The organism is Streptomyces sp. NBC_00690 (assembly GCF_036226685.1).
Lineage (GTDB): Bacteria > Actinomycetota > Actinomycetes > Streptomycetales > Streptomycetaceae > Streptomyces.
The window spans coordinates 5,308,242-5,331,879 of sequence record NZ_CP109009.1 but is presented as its reverse complement, the minus strand read 5'-3'; the positions used below and the strand labels follow the sequence as shown (position 1 = coordinate 5,331,879).

Here is a 23,638-nt window from a genome sequence, read left to right as displayed (position 1 = left end):
CGGCGCTGCCGGCCGGCCTCAAGGTTGCCCCGTGGCTGGTCAGGGTTGGTGCGGGCGGCTGCAATACCGCCCGCCGGCGGTCAAACACCGACCTTTTCCGACGGTCGACCCGCGGGCCGCGGCTCGCGCCGCACCCGACGGTACGGGGGCCGGGGCCACCGGGGCGAACCGAGCCGGGCGCCGGTGCCCGCTCAGTGCTTGGCGGGCAGGAAACCGACCTTGTCGTAGGCCGCGGCCAGGGTCTCGGCGGCCACCGCACGCGCCTTCTCGGCACCCTTGGCGAGCACCGAGTCCAACGTCTCGGGGTCGTCGAGGTATGCCTGCGTCCGGGTACGGAACGGAGTGACGAACTCCACCATCACTTCGGCGAGGTCCGTCTTCAGCGCGCCGTACATCTTGCCCTCGTACTCCTTCTCCAACGCGGCGACGGTGGTGCCGGTGAGAGTGGAGTAGATCGTCAGCAGATTGCTGACACCGGGCTTGTCGACCGGATCGAAACGGATCACGGTGTCGGTGTCGGTGACCGCGCTCTTGATCTTCTTAGCGGTCGCTCTCGGCTCGTCGAGCAGATTGACCAGGCCCTTGGGCGTCGAGGCCGACTTGCTCATCTTGATCGTCGGGTCCTGGAGGTCGTAGATCTTCGCGACCTCCTTGACGATGTGCGGCGCCGGGACGGTGAACGTGTCACCGAAGCGGGTGTTGAAGCGCTCGGCGAGGTCCCGGGTCAGCTCGATGTGCTGGCGCTGGTCCTCGCCGACCGGTACCGCATCGGCCTGATAGAGCAGGATGTCGGCGACCTGGAGGACCGGGTAGGTGAACAGACCCACGGTCGCCCGGTCCGTGCCCTGCTTGGCCGACTTGTCCTTGAACTGCGTCATCCGGGACGCCTCGCCGAAGCCCGTCAGACAGTTCATCACCCAACCGAGCTGGGCGTGCTCCGGGACGTGGCTCTGGATGAAGAGGGTGCAGCGCTCGGGATCGAGGCCGGCGGCCAGCAGCTGGGCGGCGGCGAGGCGGGTGTTGGCCCGCAGCTCGGCCGGATCCTGCGGAACGGTGATCGCATGCAGGTCGACGACCATGTAGAACGCGTCATGGGTCTCTTGCAGCGCCACGTACTGGCGGATCGCTCCCAGGTAGTTACCGAGGTGGAACGAGCCGGCGGTGGGCTGGATGCCGGAGAGAGCACGGGGTCGGAGTGCGGCCATGTCGCTCATTCTCTCAGGTGTGGAACCGATCTCCGGTCGGCGGTGTATCAAAGGTGTGAGCACGCGGGAGGGTCCCCCACGGGGGCGGGTGCGGAGGGGAGGCCGCGGCATCCTGGACGAGGGCGCGGTGATCGCCCGGGTGCGCGCCGGGGAGCCGGAGGCGTACGCGGAGCTGGTGCGCGCCCATACCCAGGTGGCGCTGCGGGCGGCAGTGGCGTTCGGTGCAGGCGACGATGCGGAAGATGTGGTGCAGACCTCCTTCCTCAAGGCGTACCAGTCGCTGGACCGCTTCCGGGAGGGCGGTGCGTTTCGCCCCTGGCTCCTCCAGATCGTGGTCAATGAGACGAGGAACACAGTGCGCTCGGCGGTGCGGCTGCGGGCGCTCGCAGGGCGAGAAGCGGTGCTCTTGGGCGCCGAACCGCCGATACCCGAATCGTTGGACCCGGCCATGGCCGCCGTGGCGGATGAGCGGCGCGTCGAGTTACTGGCCGCGCTGGAGGAGCTCAGTGAGGAGCAGCGCCGGGTCGTGGCCTACCGCTATCTGCTGGAGATGGACGAGGCCGAGACGGCGGAGGCGCTGGGGGTGGCCAGGGGGACGGTGAAGTCCCGGCTGAGTCGGGCGCTGACCAAGCTGGGGCGGTCGATAGGGGGGAAGGGAGGTGAAGGACATGGTTGAGGGTGAGCGGCCCGGGCCGAAGGACCAGGCGCGGGCGAGCGGGCGGCAGGGGGCGTGGGAATTCGGCGAGCGGCAGGCGGCTGGCTCTGGGCAGGAGGCGGGCGAGCGGCAGGAGGCGTTGGCCCAGGAACTGCGGGTGCTGGGCCGCGGTCTGCGGATACCCGATGTGGACGGCGAGACGATGGCCGAGCGGGTGCTGGCGCGGATCCTCGCCGAGCGGGCGAGCTCAGACCCGGCTGCATCGGTGCCCTTGTCCCTGTCCGTGTCCTTGCCCGCACCCGGGCCCATTTCGGCGGAATTCACTCCTCCGGCCCACCCCGCAGCCGATGCGGCTGCCGTCGATATGGCTGCCGTCGATATGGCTGCTGGCGAAGCGTGTGGTCCCGCCGGGTTCTCATCCACATCCGCATCCGCATCCGCATCCGCATCCGCTGGTCAGCTGGAGGGCGCATCCGGTCAGGGGCGACAGCATGCGGCACGCGCTGCTCATGGTGGGGATGGGCCCGCGCGCCGACCCCTGGGCCGAGCCTGGCGGGTATGGCGGGCGGGTCGGGCAGAGCGAGCCGGGCGGGTACGGCGGTTGTGGCGCCGGGCCCTGCTGCGCTGGCGGTCCTGGGCGGTCGTGCTCTCCGGGGTGCTGGTCTTGCTGGTGCTCACACCTCCGGTGCGGGCTGCGGTGGCGGACTGGTTCGGCTTCGGCGGGGTGCGGGTGACCCATGAGCCATCGGCGACACCACGCCCCGGCACACCGACTCCGGGCTGTGAGAAGCCGCTGCCGTTGGCCGAAGCGGAGCGCCGCGCCGGCTTCCGCGCCCAGTTGCCCACGGTGCTCGGCAGGCCGCAGGCGGTGGCACTGACCGAGGTGACCGGCGGGCGTTCCGTGCTGACGCTGTGCTGGAGCGAGCGGGGGCGGGTGGTGCGACTGGACGAGTTCCGGGCCTCCGTCGACGTGGGGTTCGCCAAGCAGACGCCGTTGATGCCGACCTGGGTGACCCTGGGCGGCGACAACGGGCTCTGGTTCTCCGAGCCCCATCTCCTGCGGTTGCCGTTGCAGGACGACCAAGGCGACTGGACCCACACGGAACGGACCGCGGGCCCCACCCTGCTGTGGTCGGTCGACGGGCGGCGGACGACGCTCCGACTGGAGGGAGTGGCCACGCTGTCCCGAGCCGTGGAGATCGCGGAATCCATCCGACCCCGAAGTGATGCCACAGAAGCGGGAACCCCATCGGGTTGAGCGGTGTACCAGAGGTGACGCGGTGCGGATGGGCCGTACCGGGCGGACCTCTGGGGGAAGAATGCGACTGTGGCGATGTGTTGCCGCGCTGGCCGTGGCCTTGGCGATGAGCTGGTCATGGGCATCGAGCGCGCTGGCAGGTGGACCGACGAGCGTGTTGCTGACCACTTCGAACCTCGAGCGGGCTGCCGCGCTGTCCGTCGCTGACGAGAGGTATCAGACCTTGCTCGGGCTGCTGGGCGAGCAGAGGGACGGTCAGGCGAGCCCACCGGAGCATCTGAGTGCGCAGGCGCAGGAGCCATACGGCGTCCAGGTCTCCTGGTTGGTGCACGACATCAGGGCCTGGCGGGTGGATCGGCTCTATCCGAGCAAGACCTTCGACACCATCTGGACGCTCTCGTCGTTCTCGGAGACCGATGAGCCACCCATGAAGGGTGTCTGGCGTGAGGTGGAGCAGCCTGCCCGGCTTGCCGGGCTGCTCAAGGAGCTGGGGCTGTTGGGCAACCCGAAGCTGGTGGAGCCGGTGGATCCAAAACCCGGGGCGCCCGGCTCAGGGTCCTCAGGGTCCTCAGGGTCCTCAGGGTCCTCAGGGGGAGCGTCAGCCGGGGGCGACCGAAGTGCGGTGGACGGTGGTGCGGCGGACGACACCGGCCGGATGTCGGACAGCGGGTCGAGCGGGGGCGGAGCAGCCGCGTCGGCGGGGTCCGCCTCGGACCTCGGGAAGGGCTGGTGGTGGGCGATACCGGGCCTGGTGCTGGGGGCCGGTTCGGCCGCACTGCTGTCGATGTGGCGAAGGTTCCTCCCGCTCCTCGGACGAAGGGGCGGGAAGGACGGGACTGTCGTCAGCTGACGGGCGGCTGAGACGCCACGGGGGCGGCTCAGCGGCCCAGCAGGTGGCCGGATCGTCAAACGGGGGCGACCCGGCCACCCGATACCACTGGCCGGATCTGCCGGCCCGATCCACTAGCCGGTGAGCCCCGGGGCGGGATGGGCGGCCATCAACTCGGCCACCTCAGAGCGGATCGCGGCCAATGCGTCCTCATCGCCTGCGCCGGCAGCGGTCACACCTCGGTCGATCCAGTCCGCCACGGCGGCCATCTGGTCGGTGCCCAACCCTCGCGAGGTGAGGGAGGGCGTACCGATGCGGATGCCGGAAGGATCGAACGGCTTGCGCGGGTCATAGGGGACGGTGTTGTAGTTCACGACGATCCCGGCCCGGTCGAGGGCCTTGGCCGCGATCTTGCCGGGGACGTCCTTGGGGGTGAGGTCCATCAGGATCAGATGGTTGTCCGTGCCGCCGGAGACCAGGTCGAAACCACGTGCGAGCAGTTCGTCGGCCAGCGCCCGGGCGTTGGCGACCACGGCATGCGCATAGCTGCGGAAGGAGGGTTGCGCCGCCTCGCGAAGGGCCACGGCGATGGCCGCGGTGGTCTGGTTGTGGGGCCCGCCCTGGAGACCGGGGAAGACAGCCTTGTCGATCGCCTTGGCGTGCTCCTCGCGGGACATCAGCATCGCTCCACGGGGGCCTCGGAGCGTCTTGTGCGTGGTTGTGGAGATGACGTCCGCGTGCGGTGCGGGGGAAGGATGGGCGCCGCCTGCGATCAGCCCGGCAATGTGCGCGATGTCGGCGACGAGGACGGCACCGGACTCACGGGCGATGTCCGCGAAGGCGGCGAAGTCGATGGTTCGGGGAAGGGCGGTACCACCACAGAAAATGATCTTCGGGCGTTCCTTGAGCGCCAGCTCGCGGACCTCGTCGAAGTCGATCAATCCGGTGTCCTGGCGTACGCCGTACTGCACACCGCGGAACCAGCGTCCGGTGGCGGAGACGCCCCAGCCGTGTGTGAGGTGCCCGCCCATCGGAAGTGCCATCCCCATCACGGTGTCCCCGGGCTCGGCGAAGGCCAGATAGACGGCGAGGTTGGCCGGGGAGCCCGAGTAGGGCTGCACATTGGCGTGCTCGACACCGAACAGGTCCTTGGCCCGGGAGACCGCGAGCCGTTCGACCTGGTCGATGTTCTGCTGGCCCTCGTAGTAGCGGCGGCCGGCATACCCCTCGCTGTACTTGTTCTGAAGGACCGTGCCGGACGCTTCCAAAACGGCGGCGGAGACATAGTTCTCGCTGGGGATGAGCCTCAGAGTGGTGGCTTGAAGCTGTTCCTCGGCGAGGATGAGTTCGGCCAGTTCCGGATCGGTGGCGCGTAGCGCGGGATGGAGCGGGGGCAGGCTCATGACGTCCTCCGGGTCATCGTTCTTGACGATCCCGGGTGCCCAGGCGGGCGACACCTCGTCGGTTGTTGCGCGCAGGGCTCCCTCGGGGTCAGTTCCCCGTGCGCCAGTCGCCGTGCGTACCCGCAACCTTAGTACGCGTCCCCGGGGCGAGCCGGATCGCTCAGAGTGCGCAGCAAGGTTTCTTCACCCACTCGGCGAGCGACGATAGAAACAGGGGCATCACCCTGCCCCAGCCGGAAGCCTTGTCTTGCGACAAGCCTCCGCGAGAGCCATGTGAACTACGCGATCGGAGATCCCGTGTCTGCATCAGAGAGCGCCATTGCCGCCGCCGAAGCCCACAGTGCGCACAACTACCACCCGCTCCCCATCGTTGTGACCTCGGCGGAGGGCGCATGGATGACTGATGTCGAGGGACGTCGCTACCTCGACATGCTCGCGGGATACTCGGCGCTGAATTTCGGCCATGGAAACCGTCGTCTGATCGATGCCGCCAAGGCGCAGCTGGAGCGCGTCACGCTCACTTCGCGCGCCTTCTACCACGACCGTTTCGCGGACTTCTGCGAGCAGCTCGCCGATTTGTGCGGGATGGAGTCGGTGCTTCCGATGAACACCGGCGCGGAGGCCGTGGAGACCGCGGTGAAGACCGCCCGGAAGTGGGGCTACCGGGTCAAGGGCGTGGTCGACAACATGGCGAAGATCGTGGTCGCTTCGAACAACTTCCACGGGCGCACGACGACGGTGATCAGCTTCTCGACCGATCCGGAGGCCCGTGCGGACTTCGGCCCGTACACCCCGGGCTTTGAGATCGTCCCGTACGGGGACCTCACGGCGATGGAGGCCGCCCTCACCGAGAACACGGTGGCGGTGCTGCTGGAGCCGATCCAGGGCGAGGCGGGGGTTCTGGTGCCGCCGCCGGGATATCTGGCGGGGGTCCGTCGGCTCACCCAGGAGCGCAACATCCTCTTCATCGCGGATGAGATCCAGTCGGGCCTCGGCCGTACGGGTCGGACGTTCGCCCTGGAGCACGAGGGCGTGGTGCCGGACATGTACGTGCTCGGCAAGGCGCTCGGCGGCGGAGTCGTCCCGGTGTCCGCGGTGGTCTCCTCGCAGGAGGTGCTCGGCGTCTTCCGCCCTGGGGAGCACGGTTCGACCTTCGGCGGGAATCCACTGGCCTGTGCGGTGGCACTGGAGGTGATCGCGATGCTGCGCAGTGGGGAGTACCAGCAGTGGGCGAGCGAACTCGGTGAGCACCTCCACCATGAACTCGGGCTGATGGTCGGTACGGGCTCGGTGGAAGCCGTACGCGGCCGGGGGCTGTGGGCGGGCGTTGACATCGTGCCGGAGCGCGGAACGGGTCGGGAGATCTCCGAGAAGCTGATGGACCGGGGCGTACTGGTGAAGGACACCCACGGTTCGACCATCCGGATCGCCCCACCGCTGGTGATCAGCAAGGAGGATCTGGACTGGGGCCTCGACCAGTTGCGGGCGGTGCTGGCGGGCTGAGCCCAGCCGCGGCACGACCGCGCTGAGGACCACTCCGTCAGCCCCTCGCCCCCTCAGCGCCCACCCCCCGCGCGCCCTCGCCCCTCGTCATCGTCGAGCGCCCGACGATGACGAGGGTCGACGATGGATGGCGAGGGTCAGCGATGATCGGGCCCGGAGGTCAGCGGCCGGCTTCGGGATCCAAGGGAATCCATCTCCCCGCACCCCTCCAGCTCGGCGACGCGCGTCAACGCACGGGTCGCGGCCCACGGCCCGGCGACACTCATGAGCCGCCAGGGAAAGGTGAGTTCAGCCGGACCGAAACGTTCCCACCACCTCGGACACGGCTACCGATCGGGGTGTCATCCAGGCCATTGACACGACCGCTGGTCTGGACCAATGATGCGGGCCATGCCGAGACCCCGAGTGCTACTCGCCGTCCTCGTACCTCTCCTCGCCCTTCTGGGCCTGACCACCCCCGCGCAGGCCGCCTGGCCAACGCCGGTCCCCGTCGTCTCGAAGGTCTCCACGGACGATCCGGTCGTCTTCATCACCATCGACGACGGCTGGGCGCAGAATCCCGCCGCGGCCAAGATCCTGCGCGACCGGAACGTTCCCGCCTCGCTGTTCCTGGTGTCGGACGCCGCCAGCTACGGCGTCCCGTACTTCCGGAATCTGCTCGACCACGGTCCGTCCCGGGTCGAGAACCACACCGTGACCCACCCGTACCTCAGCTCATTGGACCTGGCGGGCCAGCGGGCCGAGATCTGCGGCGCACGTCAGCGGGCCCTGTCGACCTTCGGCCTGGAGCCCCGGCTGCTGCGTCCGCCCTACGGCGTCTACAACGAGGACACCCGCATCGCCGCCGGCGCCTGCGGTGCGAAGGCGCTGGTGACCTGGACGCACGACTTCACCACCTGGGGCAGTTGGCAGCCCCCCACCCCGCAACTCCAGGCCGGCGACATCATCCTGCTGCACTTCACCGACGACCTGCCGGCCGACCTCAATCGCGCCTTGGCCGCGGCCGATGCGGCCGGCCTGAAGCCCGCCCGTCTGCGCGACTACATCGCCGACTGACGACCCACCAACTCCTGCCCAGGATCCCTGAACGGCCACGCCCCCACCGGGGTCGCGGCCGGGGCGACGTCAGAGGATGACGTGGGGCAGGAAGCGGGCATACCCGTCCGTGATCGGACCGGACGACTCTCGGATGCCCAGCCCCGCTGCCTCGCCCTCGACGGTCCACGCACCGAGCACCACCCGGTTGCCGTCGAAGTCCGGTAGCGGGGCGAAGCCCTGGTAGCAGCACGGTTCCTCCCGTACGAGGGGTGCGGTGCCTGCTCCGTGGATCGTGACCCCGGCGCCTTCCCGCCCCAGGAGCGGTTTGGCGACATAGCCACCCTCGACGGCCAGTTCACGCGGACCGTCGAGATAGGCGGGCAGCAGATGGGGATGGCCGGGGTTGAGCTCCCAGAGGATCGCGAGCAGCGCCTTGTTGGAGAGCAGCATCTTCCAGGCGGGTTCGATCCAGCAGGTGGTGCCGGTGCCGCCGCCGTTGTCGAGCGTTTCGAGCACATGGGGCCCAAAGCGGTCGGTCGTCAGCCACTCCCAGGGGTAGAGCTTGAAGCAGGAGCGGATGAAGCGCAGACGTTGGTCGACGAAGCGCCGGGACAGCCGGTCCCAACCGATCTCCTCCACCGAGAGCGCTTGGGTGACGAGGCCCGCCTGTTCCGCGGTCTCCCTGAGATAGGCGACCGTCATCAGGTCCTCACCGAGGTCGTCGCCCGCGGAGTGGGCGAAGTGCACGGGCCCGGGCGGCAGCAGGGAAGCCTGCTTGCGCCATGCGTCGACGAGCCGCTCGTGCAGGGAGTTCCACTGGTCGGCGCCGGGGAAACGGTCTTCCATCCAAAACCACTGGGGGCTCGCGGCCTCGACCAGCGAGGTCGGTGTGTCGGCGTTGTACTCCAACATCTTGGCCGGCCCGGTGCCGTCGTAGCGGAGGTCGAACCTGCCGTAGATGGTGGGGAGTTCGTCCCGCCGCCGCCAGGACTCGGCGACCAAGGAGACCAGCCGGGGCTGGGTGATGCCTAATTCGGCGAACCGGTTCCGTTCGACGATGTGTGCAGCGGCGGCGAGGCACATCGTGTGGAGTTCCTCGACGACCTCCTCCAATGCCTCCACCTCGGGCAACGAGAACTCGTAGTAGGCGCTCTCGTCCCAGTAGGGGCGCAGGGAGCCGTCCGGGTAGCGGGTCAGGGGGTAGATGCACCCCTGCTGTTCGACGATCGCCTGCCAGCCCGGACGCGGCTCGATGGTGTGACGCTTCATTGGACCAGTCCCCGTTCAGCCGCCGCCGGAGCCCGCGCAGCCGAAGCCGCCGCGCTCGACGGCGTCTTCGTCGAAGCTGCCGCCCGTGACCAAGCCGTCCTCGACCCGACCGTAGGCGGAGGAGGCGTAGTCGCCCTCGCCATCGTGTTCCCTGCACTCGCTCATCGCGAGCTGTTCTTGGGACAGTCGGTCCGCGCCTCGCTTGTCCGGTTCCGCACCGCACGAGGTGAGGGACACCGCCAACACCCCTATGCCTCCCAGCAGTACCGTGCTCGACCTCAGGCGTCGACGAGCCATCACCTAACCCCCGTTCGTGTGACTGTCCTACAACGCACCGTAAATCGACGTCAGACTAGTGGCCGACAGGCACACCACCTTCAAACGGACGATCAACCCCATTGATCTACAGTCGTTTTGTGATCCTTGGCATGCTTTGCGCGCTTGGTTCAGCTCTCTGCTACGGCACCGCTTCCGTTCTCCAGGCCATAGCGGCGAAGGCCGCCGAACCGGGCTCGGGTTCCGGCGTCGATACGGCACTGCTCCTGCGGGCCCTGCGCCAGTGGCGCTATCTGTTGGGGCTCGCACTCGACGGATGCGGATTCGCGTTGCAGATCGTGGCCCTGCGGTCCCTGCCCATCTATGTGGTGGGCGCGGCGCTCGCCGCCTCCCTCGCGGTCACCGCCCTGGTCGCCTCCCGGCTGCTGCACATGAGGCTGAGCGCGGTGGAGTGGGGCGCGGTGGGTACGGTCTGCGCCGGCCTCGCGATGCTGGGCCTGGCCGCCGGCGCCGAGGGGGACCGCCCCGGCTCCACCGCATTGGGCTGGTCGCTGCTGGGGGTCGCGGTCGCGGTCCTGCTGGTCGGAGCGCTCGCCGGCGGGCTTCCGAACAGATCGCGCGCCCTGGTGCTGGGGTTGGGCGCCGGCGCGGGATTCGGGGTGGTGGAGGTCGCGGTCCGGTTGATCGACTCGATCGCCCTGCCCGAGGTGTTGGCCAACCCCGCGCTCTATGCGCTGCTTCTGGGCGGGGCAGCGGCCTTCCTCCTGCTGACCTCGGCGTTCTCCCGCGGCTCGGTGACGGTGGCGACGGCAGGGCTCGTCCTTGGCGAGACGGTCGGCCCGGCCGTGGTCGGGGTGGTCTGGCTGGGCGATCACACCCGGGCGGGGTTGGCGTGGTTGGCGGTGCTGGGGTTCGCCGTGGCCGTGGCCGGCGCTCTGGCGCTGGCACGATTCGGCGAGCCCTGACCGGATGCGCCGCCTCCAGGACCGGCCGCGTGCCGGTCCACTGGCGATCCGCTGCCGATCCGGTGTCGGTCCACCGGCGATCCACTGCCGGTCCACCGGTGATTCACGGCCGTACGCCGAGGGACCGCCATCGACTCCCTCTGTAAGCCCTCGATCGCCCCCAGTTGATCCCCCGGCTGACCCCCCGATCAATCCACAGCCAACCGCAGACTCCTTTGATCTTGTGGGGAGTTGGTGCACTATGAGCGCACAGATGTACGACCGAGTTGGGGGATGTGTGACAACACGCCGGACGTTTCTCTCCGTGGGTGCGGGGGCCGTCGCCACGATGGGTACGGGAGTGGCGGCTGCCGCTCCGGCACATGGGGCCGGTGCGCTGCACACCCCCGCCGACCCGACGTACGACCAGCCGCTGGGGATCGCCATGGAGGGGTACGCGACCGCGTACCCCGTACGGTTCCTGCGGATGGTCAACCAGGGCGAGACCGTCGACATGGCGTATCTGGACATCGCACCCTCGGGCCAGTCCCCCACCGGGCGCACGGTCCTGCTGCTGCACGGCAAGAACTTCGACGGCGGGGCCTGGACGACCACCGCCCGCGCACTGGCCGCGGCCGGGAACCGGGTCGTGGTGCCGGACCAGATCGGGTTCGGGCGATCGTCGAAGCCCGCCCTCGACTACAGCTTCGAACTGCTCGCGCACAACACCGTGGCGCTCCTGGACCACCTCGGCATCGCGGACGTCGACGTGGTGGGCCACTCCATGGGCGGAATGCTCGGAGTGCGCTTCGCCCTGCTGCATCCGACGCGGATCCGCCGTCTGGTGCTGGCCAACCCGGTGGGACTGGAGGACTACCGGGAACTGGTCCCCGCGCACACCACCGAGCGACTGTTCGCGGACGAACTGGCGAACACCGGCCTCCCCGGCATCCGGGCCTTCTACCAGTCGTATGTGGTGACCTGGCGACGGGCCTACGAGCGGAACGTGGAACTGCGGTACCGCGTCACCCTCAGCGGGGAGTACCCGCGTTGGGCGCTCGCATCGGCCCGCACCTATCAGATGGCGTACCACCAGCCGGTGGTGCAGGACCTGCCCGCCCTACGACTTCCGGTGCTGCTGGTGATCGGCCAGGAGGACCGCGCCGCGGTCGGCAAGTCGTACGCCACCCCGGAGAACCGGGCGAAGCTCGGTAACTTCCCCGTACTGGGCCGACTGGCCGCCGCTGCCATCCCCGCCTCGCGGCTCGTGGAACTGCACGGCGTGGGCCACCTCCCCCAGTTGGAGGCGAAGAAGCGCTTCGAACGGGAAGTGCTGTCGTTCCTCGGAACGGATCGACCCTAGCTCCCTTCTTCCGAATCCTGACAGAAGGGCCCACGTGACCTCGTACTACCGCGACGAGCGGGCGGCGCTCCACCAGCCCACCCTGTTGTCCGTGTCCTCACAGGGCGTGGACGAGGGATATCGACTGGTGGGGCCCGAGGGGCGATTGACGGCAGTGGTGGAGGACGTGCTCTGGCTCGACAACCATCCGGCCGGCCCCGACACCCATGTGGTGGTCTCGTTCGAGGACGGCACCCAGGTGGAGTTCCCGTTCGACGTACCGTTGACGGCCGTGTGGCACGCGGAGTCCCGCCCCCTGGACGAGGCAGAACTGGCCCTGCTGGCCCCCGCGCAGTGGGGCGAGGAAGGCCGCTTCCCCGTCCCAGGAGTGGACCCGGGCGACTGACAACAGAGTTCTGCCGTGGTGCCCACCAACGGACGTACGGTCCTCCCGGAGGGCGGGCAGGATGCGGCCAGGATCAACGACAACGGCCATCCAGGGCCGAGAACGCACCGTTCGACGCAGGGAAGCCCCCGGCCGCTTACCGCGACCGGGGGCTTGACCCGTCAGACCGGGTGAAGCGAGCTGGCTACGCCGCCGGCTCAGAGAAGGCCGAGAGCACGCACCGCGTCGCGCTCCTCCGCCAACTCCTTGACCGAGGCGTCGATGCGGGCACGCGAGAACTCGTTGATGTCCAGACCCTGGACGATCTCGTACCGGCCGTCCTTCGTCGTCACGGGGAAGGAGGAGATCAGACCCTCCGGGACACCGTACGAGCCGTCCGACGGGATGCCCATGGAGGTCCAGTCGCCGTCCGCGGTGCCGTTCACCCAGGTGTGGACGTGGTCGATCGCAGCGTTGGCGGCCGAGGCGGCCGAGGACGCGCCGCGCGCCTCGATGATCGCCGCACCCCGCTTGGCGACGGTCGGAATGAAGGTGTCCGCCAGCCATGCCTCGTCGTTGACGACCTCGGCGGCGTTCTTGCCGGCGATCTCCGCGTGGAAGATGTCCGGGTACTGGGTGGCCGAGTGGTTGCCCCAGATGGTGAGCCGCTTGATGTCGGAGACCGCGGAGCCCGTCTTCGCGGCCAGCTGCGAGATGGCGCGGTTGTGGTCGAGGCGCGTCATGGCGGTGAAGCGGTCGGCCGGTACGTCCGGGGCGGACGCCTGCGCGATCAGGGCGTTCGTGTTGGCCGGGTTGCCGACGACGAGGACCTTGATGTCGTCCGCGGCGTGGTCGTTGATGGCCTTGCCCTGGGGCTTGAAGATGCCGCCGTTCGCCTCCAGCAGGTCACCGCGCTCCATGCCCTTGGTACGGGGGCGGGCGCCGACGAGGAGGGCGACGTTCGCACCGTCGAAGGCGACGTTCGGGTCGTCGCTGATGTCGATGCCCTGGAGCAGCGGGAAGGCACAGTCGTCCAGCTCCATGGCGGTGCCCTGGGCGGCGCCGAGCGCCGGCGTGATCTCCAGGAGGCGCAGCTTGACCGGCACATCCGGGCCGAGCAGGTGGCCGGACGCGATACGGAACAGCAGCGCGTAGCCGATCTGGCCGGCCGCGCCGGTCACGGTGACGTTGACGGGAGTGCGGGTCATGGCGATCTCCGTAAGACAGCTGGCGTGGGGGCGTTGCTGCCCCGGGTCCGGAACACCCCTTCGCACCTGTCAGGAAGCACGGTGACTCCTGATGAATCTTGATGTGAAGAGACATCCAGCGGTCAGGCTATCCGACCCGGGGCGACGCGTTCAGGCGACCCCTTGTGGTGCAGCTCACGCCCACACGAACGCCGGAAACCGCGCAGCTCAGTACGGGTGCGTACGGCGGCGGCGCGCCCGGTGTCACACCGGGCGCCGGCTCACTGCACCTTGGTGCAGGTCTTGACCCCCGTCGTCCTCGCGATCGCGCACGCCTTGGGTTCGGTGCCCGCCGCCACGGCCGTCATCGGCGTATAGGCGTCGTTGTCCGCATTCACCAGGCCCTCCTGCCGGCCCTTGCCACCCACGCTGATGTCCACGGTGTCACCGGGGGCGGCTGCCGTGAGCCTGGCCCAGGCCGCCTTGCAGATCTCGCTGTAGCGGACCTCCACCTTGGCCTCGCCGATCTGCGCGGTCGCGGTGGTCTTGGCGAACTCACCGCCGCAGCCCATCGTCTCCGGGTCCTGACCCGTGCAGTCCTTGCCGCTGCACTTCACCCCTTCCGGCAGCACCGGGGTGCTGCTGGTGGCGGCCTGCGAGGGGGTTGCGGCCACGTTCTTCGTGTGGTCCTGCTCCCCGCCGAGGTCGGTGAGCAGCACGGCACCGGCGATCACCGCCAGCGCGCCGACCACTCCACCGAGGAACATGCCGACCCGGCGCTTGCTGGGAGGCGTGCCGTTGCCACCGGATTGGCGTCGGCCTGCGGGCGGCGCCGCCCGATGACCGGACCGGCCGGGGCCCTGCCCCATGCTGGCCGCCTGTCCCGTGTACGGAGGAAACCCCGCGGGAGCCGCCGTGCCCGGGCGGGTCGCCGCCCCCCTGGGCCGCCCGCCGTCCATCGGGTCGCCTATCGACGGTGACCGCCCGACGGGGCCCGAATCCCCGAGCGCGGCCCGCGCCTGGGATATCCGTATCTGTTCCATCGTGCGGTCGTGGCGCATCTCGGCCCGGCTCCAGGCGCGCTCCGCCAACTCCCACAGGGTGGTGAGGTGGATGGTGCTGGTGCCCGTCACCTCCGCCAGTGCGACGACAGCGCCCTTGGGCGCGAGTATTCGCCCATTGAGATAGCGCTCCCACGACGTTTTGCTGTAGCCCGTGCGGTCCGATACTGCCGCGATGCTCAACCCGCTGCGGTCCACGAGTCGCCGTAGATTCTCGGCGAACTCCCGGACCTCCGGGTCGAGCTCATCTGGCAGCGCTTTCCAACGAGGCATGGTCTAACCCCCCTTGTCCCCCCGAACGTAGGTGCAGTGCCCCGCGCCTATCCGCCCCCTGCGCCATTCCGGACGGTCCACCACGGCGGACCGTTCAAGAAGATGCGCAGGGCCAGGATGTCAGTTCCTGCCACCGGCGTGCACGGGAGCATTCGGAATGACGACCGCGCCCCACGTGCGCCCCCCATACCGAATGCGCCATCAGTCTCCCACTCCGGGGACAGGGGGATCGCACCATGGCGGAATGGTCACTTCCGTGCCACAGGCCACCTTCGTCCCTTGAAACCGAATTGGCGCGTCCATGACTCTGGGACGGCTGCGGCGCCTGTCCTTCCTCGGGGGAGAGGACAGGCGCCGTACGTCAGCGCGCCGAACGGCAGCCCACCGTCGGTCAGCGCACGGCGAATTCGACCAGATCCTTCAGGAACGGAAGTTCCAGCCAAGGGTCCGGCTGTGCCATCAGGGCGAGCAGGGTGATCGCTCCACCGAGCACCGCGTACGTGACCATGTCGGTGAAGCGCGAACGCACCGCGAGCATGCCGACCGAGGGCAGGGTGCGACGCAGCACGGCGCCTGTGATCAGCGCCACGCCCACCAGGATCGCGCCGATGCGGAACGCCTCCGCGAAGGGGTCGAGTCCGATGATCAGCAGACCGGCCCCGGTGAGCGCGAGGACGGCGAGCAGCGGCCACTGACGGGCGGGAGCCGGAGCGTCACCCGGGGCCGCTCGGCCGCCGCCTTCGGGGCGGGCCGTATCGGTGGTGAGGGTCGGCGGCCGGCGCGAGGTCTGCACCGAGGGCGCCGTGGCGTCGGCGTCCGGCTCCGGCGAATCCGCCCTCGCCCGCCCGTTCGCCCGGTCCTTCCCCTGTCCCGCTGTCGGCTCCTGCGCGGGCTCCGTCGTCTCCGGCCCGGAGTCCGCGTCCCCCTCCCGAGCCTGTGCCGCGTCACCGGCAGGCGTCGCTACGCCGTTGTCGGACGGTCGGCCACCGCCCGCGGCGTCCGGCCCCGACCCGTTGGGGCCGGTTGCCCCCTCCGGTCGGGCCGCTGCGTCCTGCCCGGCAGGACGACCCCCAGCGCCGACGGGGCTGCCGGCAGCCTGGTGCGGCGCCGGTCCCCCCGCCTCGGGGTCGTCATTCGTACGTACGCCCATCAGGGCAGCCTCTTCTCCTGGTCAACCCGCCACTGCGACCGAGCGTTCCGCCGCTTCGACCACGTTCACCAGCAGCTGGGCCCGGGTCATCGGGCCAACGCCACCGGGGTTCGGAGCGACCCAACCGGCGACCTCGGCGACCCCCGGATGGACATCACCGACGATCTTGCCGTTCTCGTCCCGGCTCACGCCGACATCCAGGACCGCCGCGCCGGGCTTCACGTCCTCGGGCTTCACCAGGTGCGGCACGCCCGCCGCCGCGACGATGATGTCGGCCTGCCGCAGATGCGACGCGAGATCGCGCGTTCCGGTGTGGCACTGCGTCACCGTCGCGTTCTCCGACTTCCGGGTGAGCACGAGCGGCATGGGACGCCCGATGGTGATGCCCCGGCCGACGACGACGACATGGGCGCCGTTGATCTCCACGCCATGGCGGCGCAGCAGCTGGACGATCCCGTACGGGGTGCAGGGCAGCGGCCCCGGTTCGCCGAGCACCAGCCGGCCCAGGCTCATCGGGTGGAGGCCGTCCGCGTCCTTCTCCGGGTCCATCAGCTCCAGCACCCGGTTGGCGTCGATGCCCTTGGGGAGCGGCAACTGCACGATGTAGCCGGTGCACTCGGGGTTCTCGTTGAGCTCCCGGACGACGTCCTCGATCTCCTCCTGGGTAGCGGTGGCCGGCAGCTCGCGCTGGATCGAGGCCATGCCGACCTGCGCACAGTCGCGGTGCTTGCCGTTGACGTACCAACGGCTGCCCGGGTCGTCCCCCACGAGGAGGGTGCCGAGCCCCGGTGTCACCCCCTTCTCCTTGAGGGCCTCCACACGGACGGCAATTTCGGATTTGATCGCGGCTGCGGTGGCCTTGCCATCGAGAATCTGGGCAGTCATAGACCCATCCTCGCGGATGGACCCGTCCTGGTTCCAATCCCCTGCCTCCCCCTCGGGCCCGGGGGACGAAAGCCATGGCCACCCGCCCGATTCCGAGGTTGCACTTGCACAACACATAGGCATACCGACTGGACAAAAAGTCCGTGGCAACACCACGATGACGTGGTAGACAACCGCGGAAGGTCGGGGGGACAACCGCTCGTTCGACCGTCCTCCGTCGGCCGTGCGTCCCCGCTTCCAACGGAGGAATCCCCCCATGAGCTTCGGCGACCCGAACAACCCCTACGGCCAGCAGCAGGGCGGTCAGCCGGGCTACGGCTACCCCCAGCAGGGGCAGCCCCAGGCACAGCCCTCGTTCGGCTATCCCCAGGCGCCGCCGGTGCAGTCCTTCGGCGGTGGATACGGCGACGGGTACGGGTACGGCGGCCCGCCGACCGAGATGCCGGGCGGGGTGAAAGCGGCCCGCGTGATGCTGTACGTCATCGGCGGATTCCAGCTCATCGGTGCGCTGTTGTTGTTCTGGGCGGGTGTGGGCATCGAGGAACTCAAGGACGACCCGGAGTTCCGCAACGACCAGGCATTCCAGGATCTGGCCCAGTACAGCGACAGCTTCCACGTCGTCGGTGTGCTCGCCCTGCTGTGGGGTGCGTTTGCGATGTTCCTGGCTGCGAAGCTCGCCAAGGGCGGCAACGGCATCCGGGTCACCACGCTCGTCTTCGCCGTCGTCACGGCGGTACTCGGGATCTACCCGTTCATCTTCGTCCTCGTCGGTCTGATCTACACGGTGCTCGCCGTGCTGATAGCCGTGTTCGTCGGCAAGTCCGACGGTGCGGCCTGGTTCAACCGTCCCCGGCACTGACCGTCCGCCACGACCGGTGGTTCGGAGCCGTACGACCGACCCCCGATCGACCCCGCTGCGGCCCGAGGCCGTGACCGATCTCCCGATGGCGTCCCCGTCGCTGGAGAAACGTCACGGCCTCTGTTGTTTCCACTCTTTCCACAGCCTCTGAGCGCTGCGGAACACGGCGGCGAGGTACGTCGACGGACGCTCTCCCCCACCCGCACCCCCGAACCGGCCCAGTGAGCAGTCACCGCAATGCGCGACGGCCCGCAGCTCCCGGGGGAACTGCGGGCCGTGGCCGCCCTGTCCGGGCGAGGTGTCAGTGGAAGAAGTGGCGCGTACCGGTGAAGTACATCGTCACGCCGGCCGCCTTGGCCGCCTCGATGACCGCGTCGTCACGGACCGATCCGCCCGGCTGGACCACGGCCTTGACGCCCGCCGCCGTCAGGATCTCCAGGCCGTCGGGGAAGGGGAAGAACGCGTCCGACGCGGCGTAGGAGCCTCGTGCACGCTCTTCGCCGGCACGCTCCACCGCGAGCTTCGCGGAGTCGACCCGGTTGACCTGCCCCATGCCGACGCCGACGGACCCACCGTCCTTGGCGAGCAGGATGGCGTTGGACTTGACCGCGCGACAGGCCCGCCAGGCGAAGGACAACTCGGCCAACTCGTCGGCGCTGAGGGCCTCGCCCGTCGCCAGCGTCCAGTTCGCGGAGTCGTCCCCCGCCGCCTGGAGCCGGTCGGTGATCTGCACCAGCGTGCCGCCGTCGATGGGCTTGGCCTCGACGTGCGCGGCGGGGGCGTCGGGGCAGCGCAGGACCCGGATGTTCTTCTTGCGGGCGAGCACCTCGACCGCGCCGTCCTCATAGGCGGGGGCGACGACGACCTCGGTGAAGATTCCCGCGATCTGCTCGGCGAGGGCGACGGAGACCGGCCGGTTGACCGCGATCACACCGCCGTACGCGGAGACCGGGTCGCAGGCGTGTGCCTTGCGGTGGGCCTCGGCGACGTCCTCGCCGATGGCGATGCCGCAGGGGTTCGCGTGCTTGATGATCGCGACACAGGGCTCTTCGTGGTCGTACGCGGCACGGCGTGCGGCCTCGGTGTCCGTGTAGTTGTTGTACGACATCTCCTTGCCGTGCAACTGCTCGGCCTCGGCGAGCCCGCCGGCCCCACCCACGTAGAGGGCGGCGGCCTGGTGCGGGTTCTCGCCGTAGCGCAGCACCGACGAGCGCTCGTAGGTGACGCCCACGAAGTCGGGGAAGCCGGACTCGTCGGCGGGCGCGTAGGAGGAGGCGAACCAGGAGGCGACGGCCACGTCGTAGGCCGCGGTGTGCTGGAACGCCTCGGCGGCCAGGCGCTTGCGGGCACCGAGGTCGAAGCCGCCGTCCTGCACCGCCGCGAGGACGTCTGCGTACCGGGCGGGGCTCGTGACCACGGCCACCGACGGGTGGTTCTTGGCCGCGGCGCGGACCATGGAAGGTCCACCGATGTCGATCTGCTCCACGCACTCGTCGGGGGCCGCGCCGGAGGCGACGGTCTCCCGGAAGGGGTAGAGGTTGACGATCACAAGGCCGAACGGCTCGACACCGAGTTCGGCGAGTTGGTCACGGTGGGAATCGAGCCGCAGATCGGCGAGGATGCCCGCGTGCACCCGGGGGTGGAGCGTCTTGACCCGCCCGTCCAGGCACTCGGGGAAGCCGGTCAGCTCCTCGACCTTGGTGACCGGCACCCCGGCCGCAGCGATCTTCGCAGCGGTGGAGCCGGTGGAGACGAGCTCCACACCGGCGCCGTGCAGACCACGGGCGAGGTCCTCCAGGCCCGTCTTGTCGTACACGCTGATCAGCGCTCGCCGGATGGCCCGCTTCTCGGCCACGGCAGTCTCAGTAGCCTCAACAGTCACGGGATAACTACCTTTCGTCCCTCAATGCGATAGCCGTTGCGGGCCAGACGCCCCACGACCTCGACGAGCAGCGCTCGCTCGACTTCCTTGATGCGCTCATGGAGAGCGGCTTCGTCGTCCTCCTGCCGGACCTGCACCGCGCCCTGCGCGATGATCGGGCCGGTGTCGACACCGTCGTCGACGAAGTGGACGGTGCATCCGGTGACCCGGGCGCCGTACGCAAGGGCGTCGCGCACTCCGTGGGCCCCGGGAAAACTGGGTAGCAGGGCGGGGTGGGTGTTGATGCACCGACCGTCGAACCGGGCGAGGAACTCCTTGCCCACGATCTTCATGAATCCCGCCGACACCACGAGGTCCGGTTCATGGGAGGCGACGGCGTCCGTCAGCGCCCGGTCCCACGCCTCACGGTCGTCGTGGTCCTTCACCTTGCACACGAACGTTGGCAGACCGGCCTGCCGGGCGCGCTCCAGGCCGACGGTGCCGTCCCGGTCAGCACCCACCGCGACGACCCGGGCGCCGAAACCCTCGGGGTCAGCGGCGCTCGCATCGAGCAGGGCCTGGAGATTGGTGCCCGAGCCGGAGACCAGGACCACCAGTCGGGCCGGCCGGTCGGCTGAAGGGACGAAGGACGGAGAGGCCACAGCGGGTCTCTTTCTGCGTGATCGACTTGGTGTTGTACGTGATCGACCGGAGGTGACGGCTCCCAGCGGATCGTCTCTGAGTGCGGTCGATCGTCTTTGTACGGTCGTACGAACGAGTCACGCTCCCGCATACGGGGAACCCTACGAAGAGGCCGACCGTCAGCAACGATACCGGCACGCGGGAAGGCCCCCACGGGACGGGGGCGGAGCAGGGAGGTAGCGTCAGGGGAACACACCCGTCTCACAACGGGTACGACGACACACGACCCCATGTGCACAGGGTCTGAGGGGAAGACGTTCACCAGATGCGGGACCGACGCCGCCGTACGGACCTCCTGTTGTCGCGGGAGCGCCAGTCCACCGACGACAACAACCCCTTCGCGCCGCCGCCGGAGGGGAAGCCGGACCAGCCGTGGCAGCCGCGGCAGCCCTCGAACGACCAATCATCCGGCTCCGGGTCCACCGGCTCGTCCGGCTCGGAATCACCCGACAACGGTGCACCCGACTCCTCAGGATCATCGGGCTCGTCCGACGAGCGCGGCAGATGGGGCAGCCAGTGGAGCAGCCGCCAGCCCGGCCGCTCCTCGGGCGGCGGCTTCGGCGGTCGCCCGGGCGGCTCCGACGGGTCCAACGGCGGGCAGCAGGGCCCCGGTGGCACCCCTCCGGGGCTGCGCTGGGACCCCACCGACCCGGCTCAACGCCGGGCCCGCTACTCCCTGCTCTCGGGCATGTGGGCCTTCTTCTTCGTGCTGTTCGACTTCACGGAGATCGCCCTGCTGCTCGGCGCCCTGTCGCTTTACTGGGGCATCAGCTCCCTGCGGGCGAACAAGAAACGCGACACCTCGGCCGTCCCGGGCGCGGCTGCCAACGGGGCATCGGTCCAGGCCGCCGGCAGGTCGCAGCGCACCGCCGCGGTGACCGGTGTGGTGATGGCGGGCATCGCCCTGCTCATCGTCGCCGGTGTCTTCGCCTCCCAACTGGTCTTCAGGGACTTCTACACCTGTGAGCGGGACGCGCTGACGAAGAATGCCCAGATCGCCTGCAACCAGGAGCTGCCGAAGGACCTCCGCGGCGTGCTCGGCGTCAAGGAGTAGCGTCCGCGGGAGCAGACCGGGCCCGGGAACAGGCCGGCATCACAGCCCAGGGGCGGACCGGACGCCAGATCGGACGCGCGTGGACCGGCGTGGACCACGAGGGACACCGGCAGGACTTCGGGGGCCGTCAGCAAGTCGGGCGGCCCCTGGACGCATCCGCTCGGCGCCCGCCTTCATCGGCCGATCGACCGCTCTGCCGCTCGACCGCTCGGCCGTGCGCTTCGACCGGATCGGTGGGGCGGGCTGCGCCGGGCGGCCGGCCGCTACTCCTGCGGCCCGGGTGGGTCGGTCCGGCCGGGAGCATCGGTCTGGCCGGGAGCCTGGGGCGTCTTCCGGGAGTCCGTCGAACTCTGCTGGTCGGCAACGGTCGGCGCATCCGGAGTGCTCTCCCGATTCCCCTCACCCCTTGGCGTCCCCTCGCCCGTACGGGCATCGCTCGCATCAGGGTCGCCGGGGCTGCTGAGGCTGTCGGGGTTGCGGGGGGTGCCGGGGCTGCTCGGCCAGGGGCTGGGAGGCGCGGACCAGGGCTTGCGCAGGGAGACGGACGGTCGAGCGACGGCGTCCGTGGATGTTCCGCTTCCTGTGCCGGGGACGGTCGGACCTTCCCCGGAGGGGGTCAGTTCCGTCATGGACCCTGCTTCTTTCGAGTGGACGTCGGTGGGGTCGGGGTGCCCCGCGCCTGACGCGACGGGCACGGGAGCCCCCGGCCCTGACTCCGGTCGCGGAGCCATCCACGCCGTACCGATCTCCGGCTGTCGTTTCGCCCAGTCGATACGAGACGGTTCCGCGGACGGGGACTGGCCCGCGGCCTCATCGGACCGGTGACCGTCCGGGGTGACGGCATCGGCGCTCCCGGCACCGGGCTGCGCCGGCCGCAGCAAGGTCGGCGTGGGTAGCGGAGGCGGCGTGGTTGACGCGCCCTGCGCCGCAGGCGTCGACGCAGACGTAGACGCGACAGTGCGGTGCGCCGCATCGTCCCGCTCGCGCCATGGCTCCGTGGGCAGGAAGTCATAGCAATCGCCTCCGTCGTCGATGATCACCTCGTCGACCCGCACTGCCCGAGCCGCGGTCATCGACGGCCGGGGACCGGACTCGTCTGCCGTCGACGACTGCGGCGCACGCTGGCCTCGTACGCGCCACACGCGCAGCAGAACGGATACGGGAATCGCGATCGCGGCCGACCAGAGCAGCGCGGCCCCGCCCGACTGCCACCACACGGGACCGAAGTGCGTCAGTCGACCCGTCCCCAGCGCGCCGCCCGAGGCCGCGGCCATCGCCGCCGTCAACAGGCCGCACCCCACGGCACCGCACAGCGCGGTCAGGGCGGTCTCGCGGTTGCTCCACACCTGCGCCCGCGGGGCGCCGCGCGGAGCTGCCGTCGCCGTCACGAACCGGGCGATCACGAGTGCTGCGATCAGCGGAACCGCTGCGCAGGCCCAGTTCCACGGAGTTCCCGGCCCCTCCGCGGGTACCGCGGCGAGCAGCGGGAACGGCGGCAGTGCCGGGTCCGCGGACACGGCGATGGGCGTGGCGGTCGCTCCCGTACCGAGGGTGAACCCAGGTCCCAGACCGTAGGCCGCGGCCCACACCGCCGCATTGGGTACGAGCACGAGACCCAGCAGCAGCACCGCGAGCCGGCCCGACCACACCGATGCGAGGTGCAGGAAGGTGTCCTGGGTGGCATCCGCGTGCCACACCAGTGCGGCGGCGACGAGCAGCGCTCCGCCGCCGAACAGCGCCAGCACCCCGGCCACGGCCGCGCGCACTGCCACGATCAGCCAGGTGCGGGCGAGCGTCAGCCGCCAGGTCCTCGGCAGCCAGGTCGGGAGGGAACCACCGGGGCGACCGCTCGCGGTCCACACGCCCGCCACGGCTGCCAGGACCGTCACCAGCGGCAGGTGCAGCACTGCGCTGCGGGTGTCCGCGATCAGTGGGCCGCGGGCCGCATAGACCGTTGCCGCCGCGCCGACCAGCAGATATCCGGCGCTCACCGCGCAGATCACCCCGCCTGCCGAGGGCCTGGGACGCCCGTTGGCGGGCAGCAGCGCATCACGGGCCGCACGGTGGACGAGCCAGACGGGCAGCGCCACGAGCAGCAGGGGCACCAAGCCCATCGGCGCGGGCGGCCCGGTGAGGGTGTCCGTCCGGACGAGTTCGGTTCCGTGGGCCAGCAGCCAGATGCCGGCGGCCACATGGAGCGCGCCCTGCGGTCCGCTGTCGGGGTACGGGGAACTGATCCACAGCACCATCACCAGTACGGCGATCGCGCCGAGCCCCAGCCCTGCGGTGGTGGCTCCACGGGCGAAGCAGGCCACCAGGGCGGCCTTCCGTCGGCCCTGTACGAGAACGGGTGCCGGTGCGGGGAAAGTGCCGTGATCGGTCGTCTGGGTCACCGGCCCATGCTCCCAACGACACGCGCTCTATCCATGTAACAGGCGAATGGCCGTTGTGTCGCTCAAGATACGTTTATGTACTTTTACGCCGAGTGCAGCGCTTCGG

21 protein-coding genes and 1 riboswitch are annotated in these 23,638 nt (G+C 69.8%); of the genes, 10 read left to right on the top strand and 11 right to left on the bottom strand.

What is annotated here, in order from left to right; all coding sequences use genetic code 11:
- Positions 1-191 precede the first annotated feature (191 nt).
- Positions 192-1,205 (bottom strand): tryptophan--tRNA ligase, encoded by a 1,014-nt coding sequence (gene trpS, locus OID54_RS23330; RefSeq protein ID WP_329022402.1) that lies wholly within the window; start codon positions 1,203-1,205, stop codon positions 192-194.
- On the opposite strand from trpS, the gene OID54_RS23325 reads away from it, so the two are divergent.
- From OID54_RS23325 to OID54_RS23315, 3 genes are all read left to right on the top strand, one after another.
- On the top strand, positions 1,204-1,881 hold the full coding sequence (locus tag OID54_RS23325) for an RNA polymerase sigma factor (RefSeq protein WP_329022400.1): 678 nt from the start codon (positions 1,204-1,206) through the stop codon (positions 1,879-1,881). The genes trpS and OID54_RS23325 overlap by 2 nt on opposite strands.
- Complete coding sequence (locus tag OID54_RS23320) at positions 1,874-3,118, top strand: hypothetical protein (RefSeq protein WP_329022398.1); 1,245 nt, start codon at positions 1,874-1,876, stop codon at positions 3,116-3,118. The genes OID54_RS23325 and OID54_RS23320 overlap by 8 nt, the downstream gene beginning before the upstream one ends.
- A 154-nt stretch (positions 3,119-3,272) precedes the next feature.
- Positions 3,273-3,968: a hypothetical protein gene (locus OID54_RS23315; RefSeq protein WP_329022396.1), complete on the top strand. Its 696-nt coding sequence runs from the start codon at positions 3,273-3,275 to the stop codon at positions 3,966-3,968.
- A 113-nt stretch (positions 3,969-4,081) separates the two neighbouring features.
- Here the strand turns inward: OID54_RS23315 and glyA are convergent, their stop codons facing one another.
- The gene (gene glyA / locus OID54_RS23310; protein ID WP_329022394.1) at positions 4,082-5,350 is read right to left on the bottom strand and encodes a serine hydroxymethyltransferase; all 1,269 of its coding nucleotides are present in this window, start codon (positions 5,348-5,350) and stop codon (positions 4,082-4,084) included.
- Between the two features lie 30 nt (positions 5,351-5,380).
- A riboswitch (ZMP/ZTP riboswitch) is annotated at positions 5,381-5,471 on the bottom strand.
- Positions 5,472-5,647: 176 nt separating this feature from the next.
- Between glyA and rocD the strand changes: the two genes are divergently transcribed.
- Together rocD and OID54_RS23300 are read left to right on the top strand one after the other, a co-directional pair.
- On the top strand, positions 5,648-6,853 hold the full coding sequence (rocD, locus tag OID54_RS23305) for an ornithine--oxo-acid transaminase (protein WP_329022393.1): 1,206 nt from the start codon (positions 5,648-5,650) through the stop codon (positions 6,851-6,853).
- Between the two features lie 390 nt (positions 6,854-7,243).
- Positions 7,244-7,909, top strand: a complete 666-nt coding sequence (locus tag OID54_RS23300; RefSeq protein WP_329022392.1) for a polysaccharide deacetylase family protein — start codon at positions 7,244-7,246, stop codon at positions 7,907-7,909.
- Between the two features lie 69 nt (positions 7,910-7,978).
- Here the strand turns inward: OID54_RS23300 and OID54_RS23295 are convergent, their stop codons facing one another.
- Both OID54_RS23295 and OID54_RS23290 read right to left on the bottom strand, forming a co-directional pair.
- Complete coding sequence (locus OID54_RS23295) at positions 7,979-9,160, bottom strand: glutathionylspermidine synthase family protein (RefSeq protein WP_329022390.1); 1,182 nt, start codon at positions 9,158-9,160, stop codon at positions 7,979-7,981.
- Positions 9,161-9,175: 15 nt separating this feature from the next.
- Complete coding sequence (locus OID54_RS23290) at positions 9,176-9,457, bottom strand: hypothetical protein (protein ID WP_329022388.1); 282 nt, start codon at positions 9,455-9,457, stop codon at positions 9,176-9,178.
- A 131-nt stretch (positions 9,458-9,588) separates the two neighbouring features.
- Here OID54_RS23290 and OID54_RS23285 point away from each other — a divergent pair, with 131 nt between their 5' ends.
- From OID54_RS23285 to OID54_RS23275, 3 genes are all read left to right on the top strand, one after another.
- The gene (locus OID54_RS23285; RefSeq protein ID WP_329022386.1) at positions 9,589-10,401 is read left to right on the top strand and encodes a hypothetical protein; all 813 of its coding nucleotides are present in this window, start codon (positions 9,589-9,591) and stop codon (positions 10,399-10,401) included.
- Positions 10,402-10,705: 304 nt separating this feature from the next.
- Complete coding sequence (locus OID54_RS23280; RefSeq protein ID WP_329022385.1) at positions 10,706-11,743, top strand: alpha/beta fold hydrolase; 1,038 nt, start codon at positions 10,706-10,708, stop codon at positions 11,741-11,743.
- Positions 11,744-11,777: 34 nt separating this feature from the next.
- Positions 11,778-12,128 carry a hypothetical protein gene (locus OID54_RS23275; RefSeq protein ID WP_329022384.1) on the top strand — a complete coding sequence of 117 codons (351 nt, stop codon included), beginning with the start codon at positions 11,778-11,780 and terminating at the stop codon, positions 12,126-12,128.
- A 197-nt stretch (positions 12,129-12,325) separates the two neighbouring features.
- Here OID54_RS23275 and OID54_RS23270 read toward each other — a convergent pair whose 3' ends face one another.
- The 4 genes from OID54_RS23270 to OID54_RS23255 form a co-directional block, all read right to left on the bottom strand.
- Positions 12,326-13,315, bottom strand: coding sequence for a malate dehydrogenase (locus tag OID54_RS23270; protein ID WP_329022382.1), 990 nt, complete (start codon positions 13,313-13,315; stop codon positions 12,326-12,328).
- 260 nt (positions 13,316-13,575) lie between these two features.
- On the bottom strand, positions 13,576-14,628 hold the full coding sequence (locus tag OID54_RS23265) for a helix-turn-helix domain-containing protein (RefSeq protein ID WP_329022380.1): 1,053 nt from the start codon (positions 14,626-14,628) through the stop codon (positions 13,576-13,578).
- Between the two features lie 391 nt (positions 14,629-15,019).
- Positions 15,020-15,778, bottom strand: coding sequence for a DUF3017 domain-containing protein (locus OID54_RS23260; RefSeq protein WP_329022378.1), 759 nt, complete (start codon positions 15,776-15,778; stop codon positions 15,020-15,022).
- 21 nt (positions 15,779-15,799) lie between these two features.
- A complete protein-coding gene (locus tag OID54_RS23255; protein WP_329022376.1) occupies positions 15,800-16,663 on the bottom strand; it encodes a bifunctional methylenetetrahydrofolate dehydrogenase/methenyltetrahydrofolate cyclohydrolase in 864 nt (287 codons plus the stop codon).
- A gap of 256 nt (positions 16,664-16,919) precedes the next feature.
- Between OID54_RS23255 and OID54_RS23250 the strand changes: the two genes are divergently transcribed.
- Positions 16,920-17,522, top strand: coding sequence for a hypothetical protein (locus OID54_RS23250; protein ID WP_329022375.1), 603 nt, complete (start codon positions 16,920-16,922; stop codon positions 17,520-17,522).
- Between the two features lie 301 nt (positions 17,523-17,823).
- Here OID54_RS23250 and purH read toward each other — a convergent pair whose 3' ends face one another.
- Together purH and purN are read right to left on the bottom strand one after the other, a co-directional pair.
- Positions 17,824-19,404 (bottom strand): bifunctional phosphoribosylaminoimidazolecarboxamide formyltransferase/IMP cyclohydrolase, encoded by a 1,581-nt coding sequence (gene purH, locus OID54_RS23245; protein WP_329022373.1) that lies wholly within the window; start codon positions 19,402-19,404, stop codon positions 17,824-17,826.
- Positions 19,401-20,045: a phosphoribosylglycinamide formyltransferase gene (gene purN / locus OID54_RS23240; RefSeq protein WP_329022371.1), complete on the bottom strand. Its 645-nt coding sequence runs from the start codon at positions 20,043-20,045 to the stop codon at positions 19,401-19,403. Before purN ends, purH begins: the two co-directional genes overlap by 4 nt.
- 305 nt (positions 20,046-20,350) lie before the next feature.
- Between purN and OID54_RS23235 the strand changes: the two genes are divergently transcribed.
- Positions 20,351-21,139 (top strand): hypothetical protein, encoded by a 789-nt coding sequence (locus tag OID54_RS23235; protein ID WP_329022369.1) that lies wholly within the window; start codon positions 20,351-20,353, stop codon positions 21,137-21,139.
- Between the two features lie 263 nt (positions 21,140-21,402).
- Here OID54_RS23235 and OID54_RS23230 read toward each other — a convergent pair whose 3' ends face one another.
- Complete coding sequence (locus tag OID54_RS23230; RefSeq protein WP_329022368.1) at positions 21,403-23,532, bottom strand: cell division protein PerM; 2,130 nt, start codon at positions 23,530-23,532, stop codon at positions 21,403-21,405.
- Positions 23,533-23,638 lie beyond the last annotated feature (106 nt).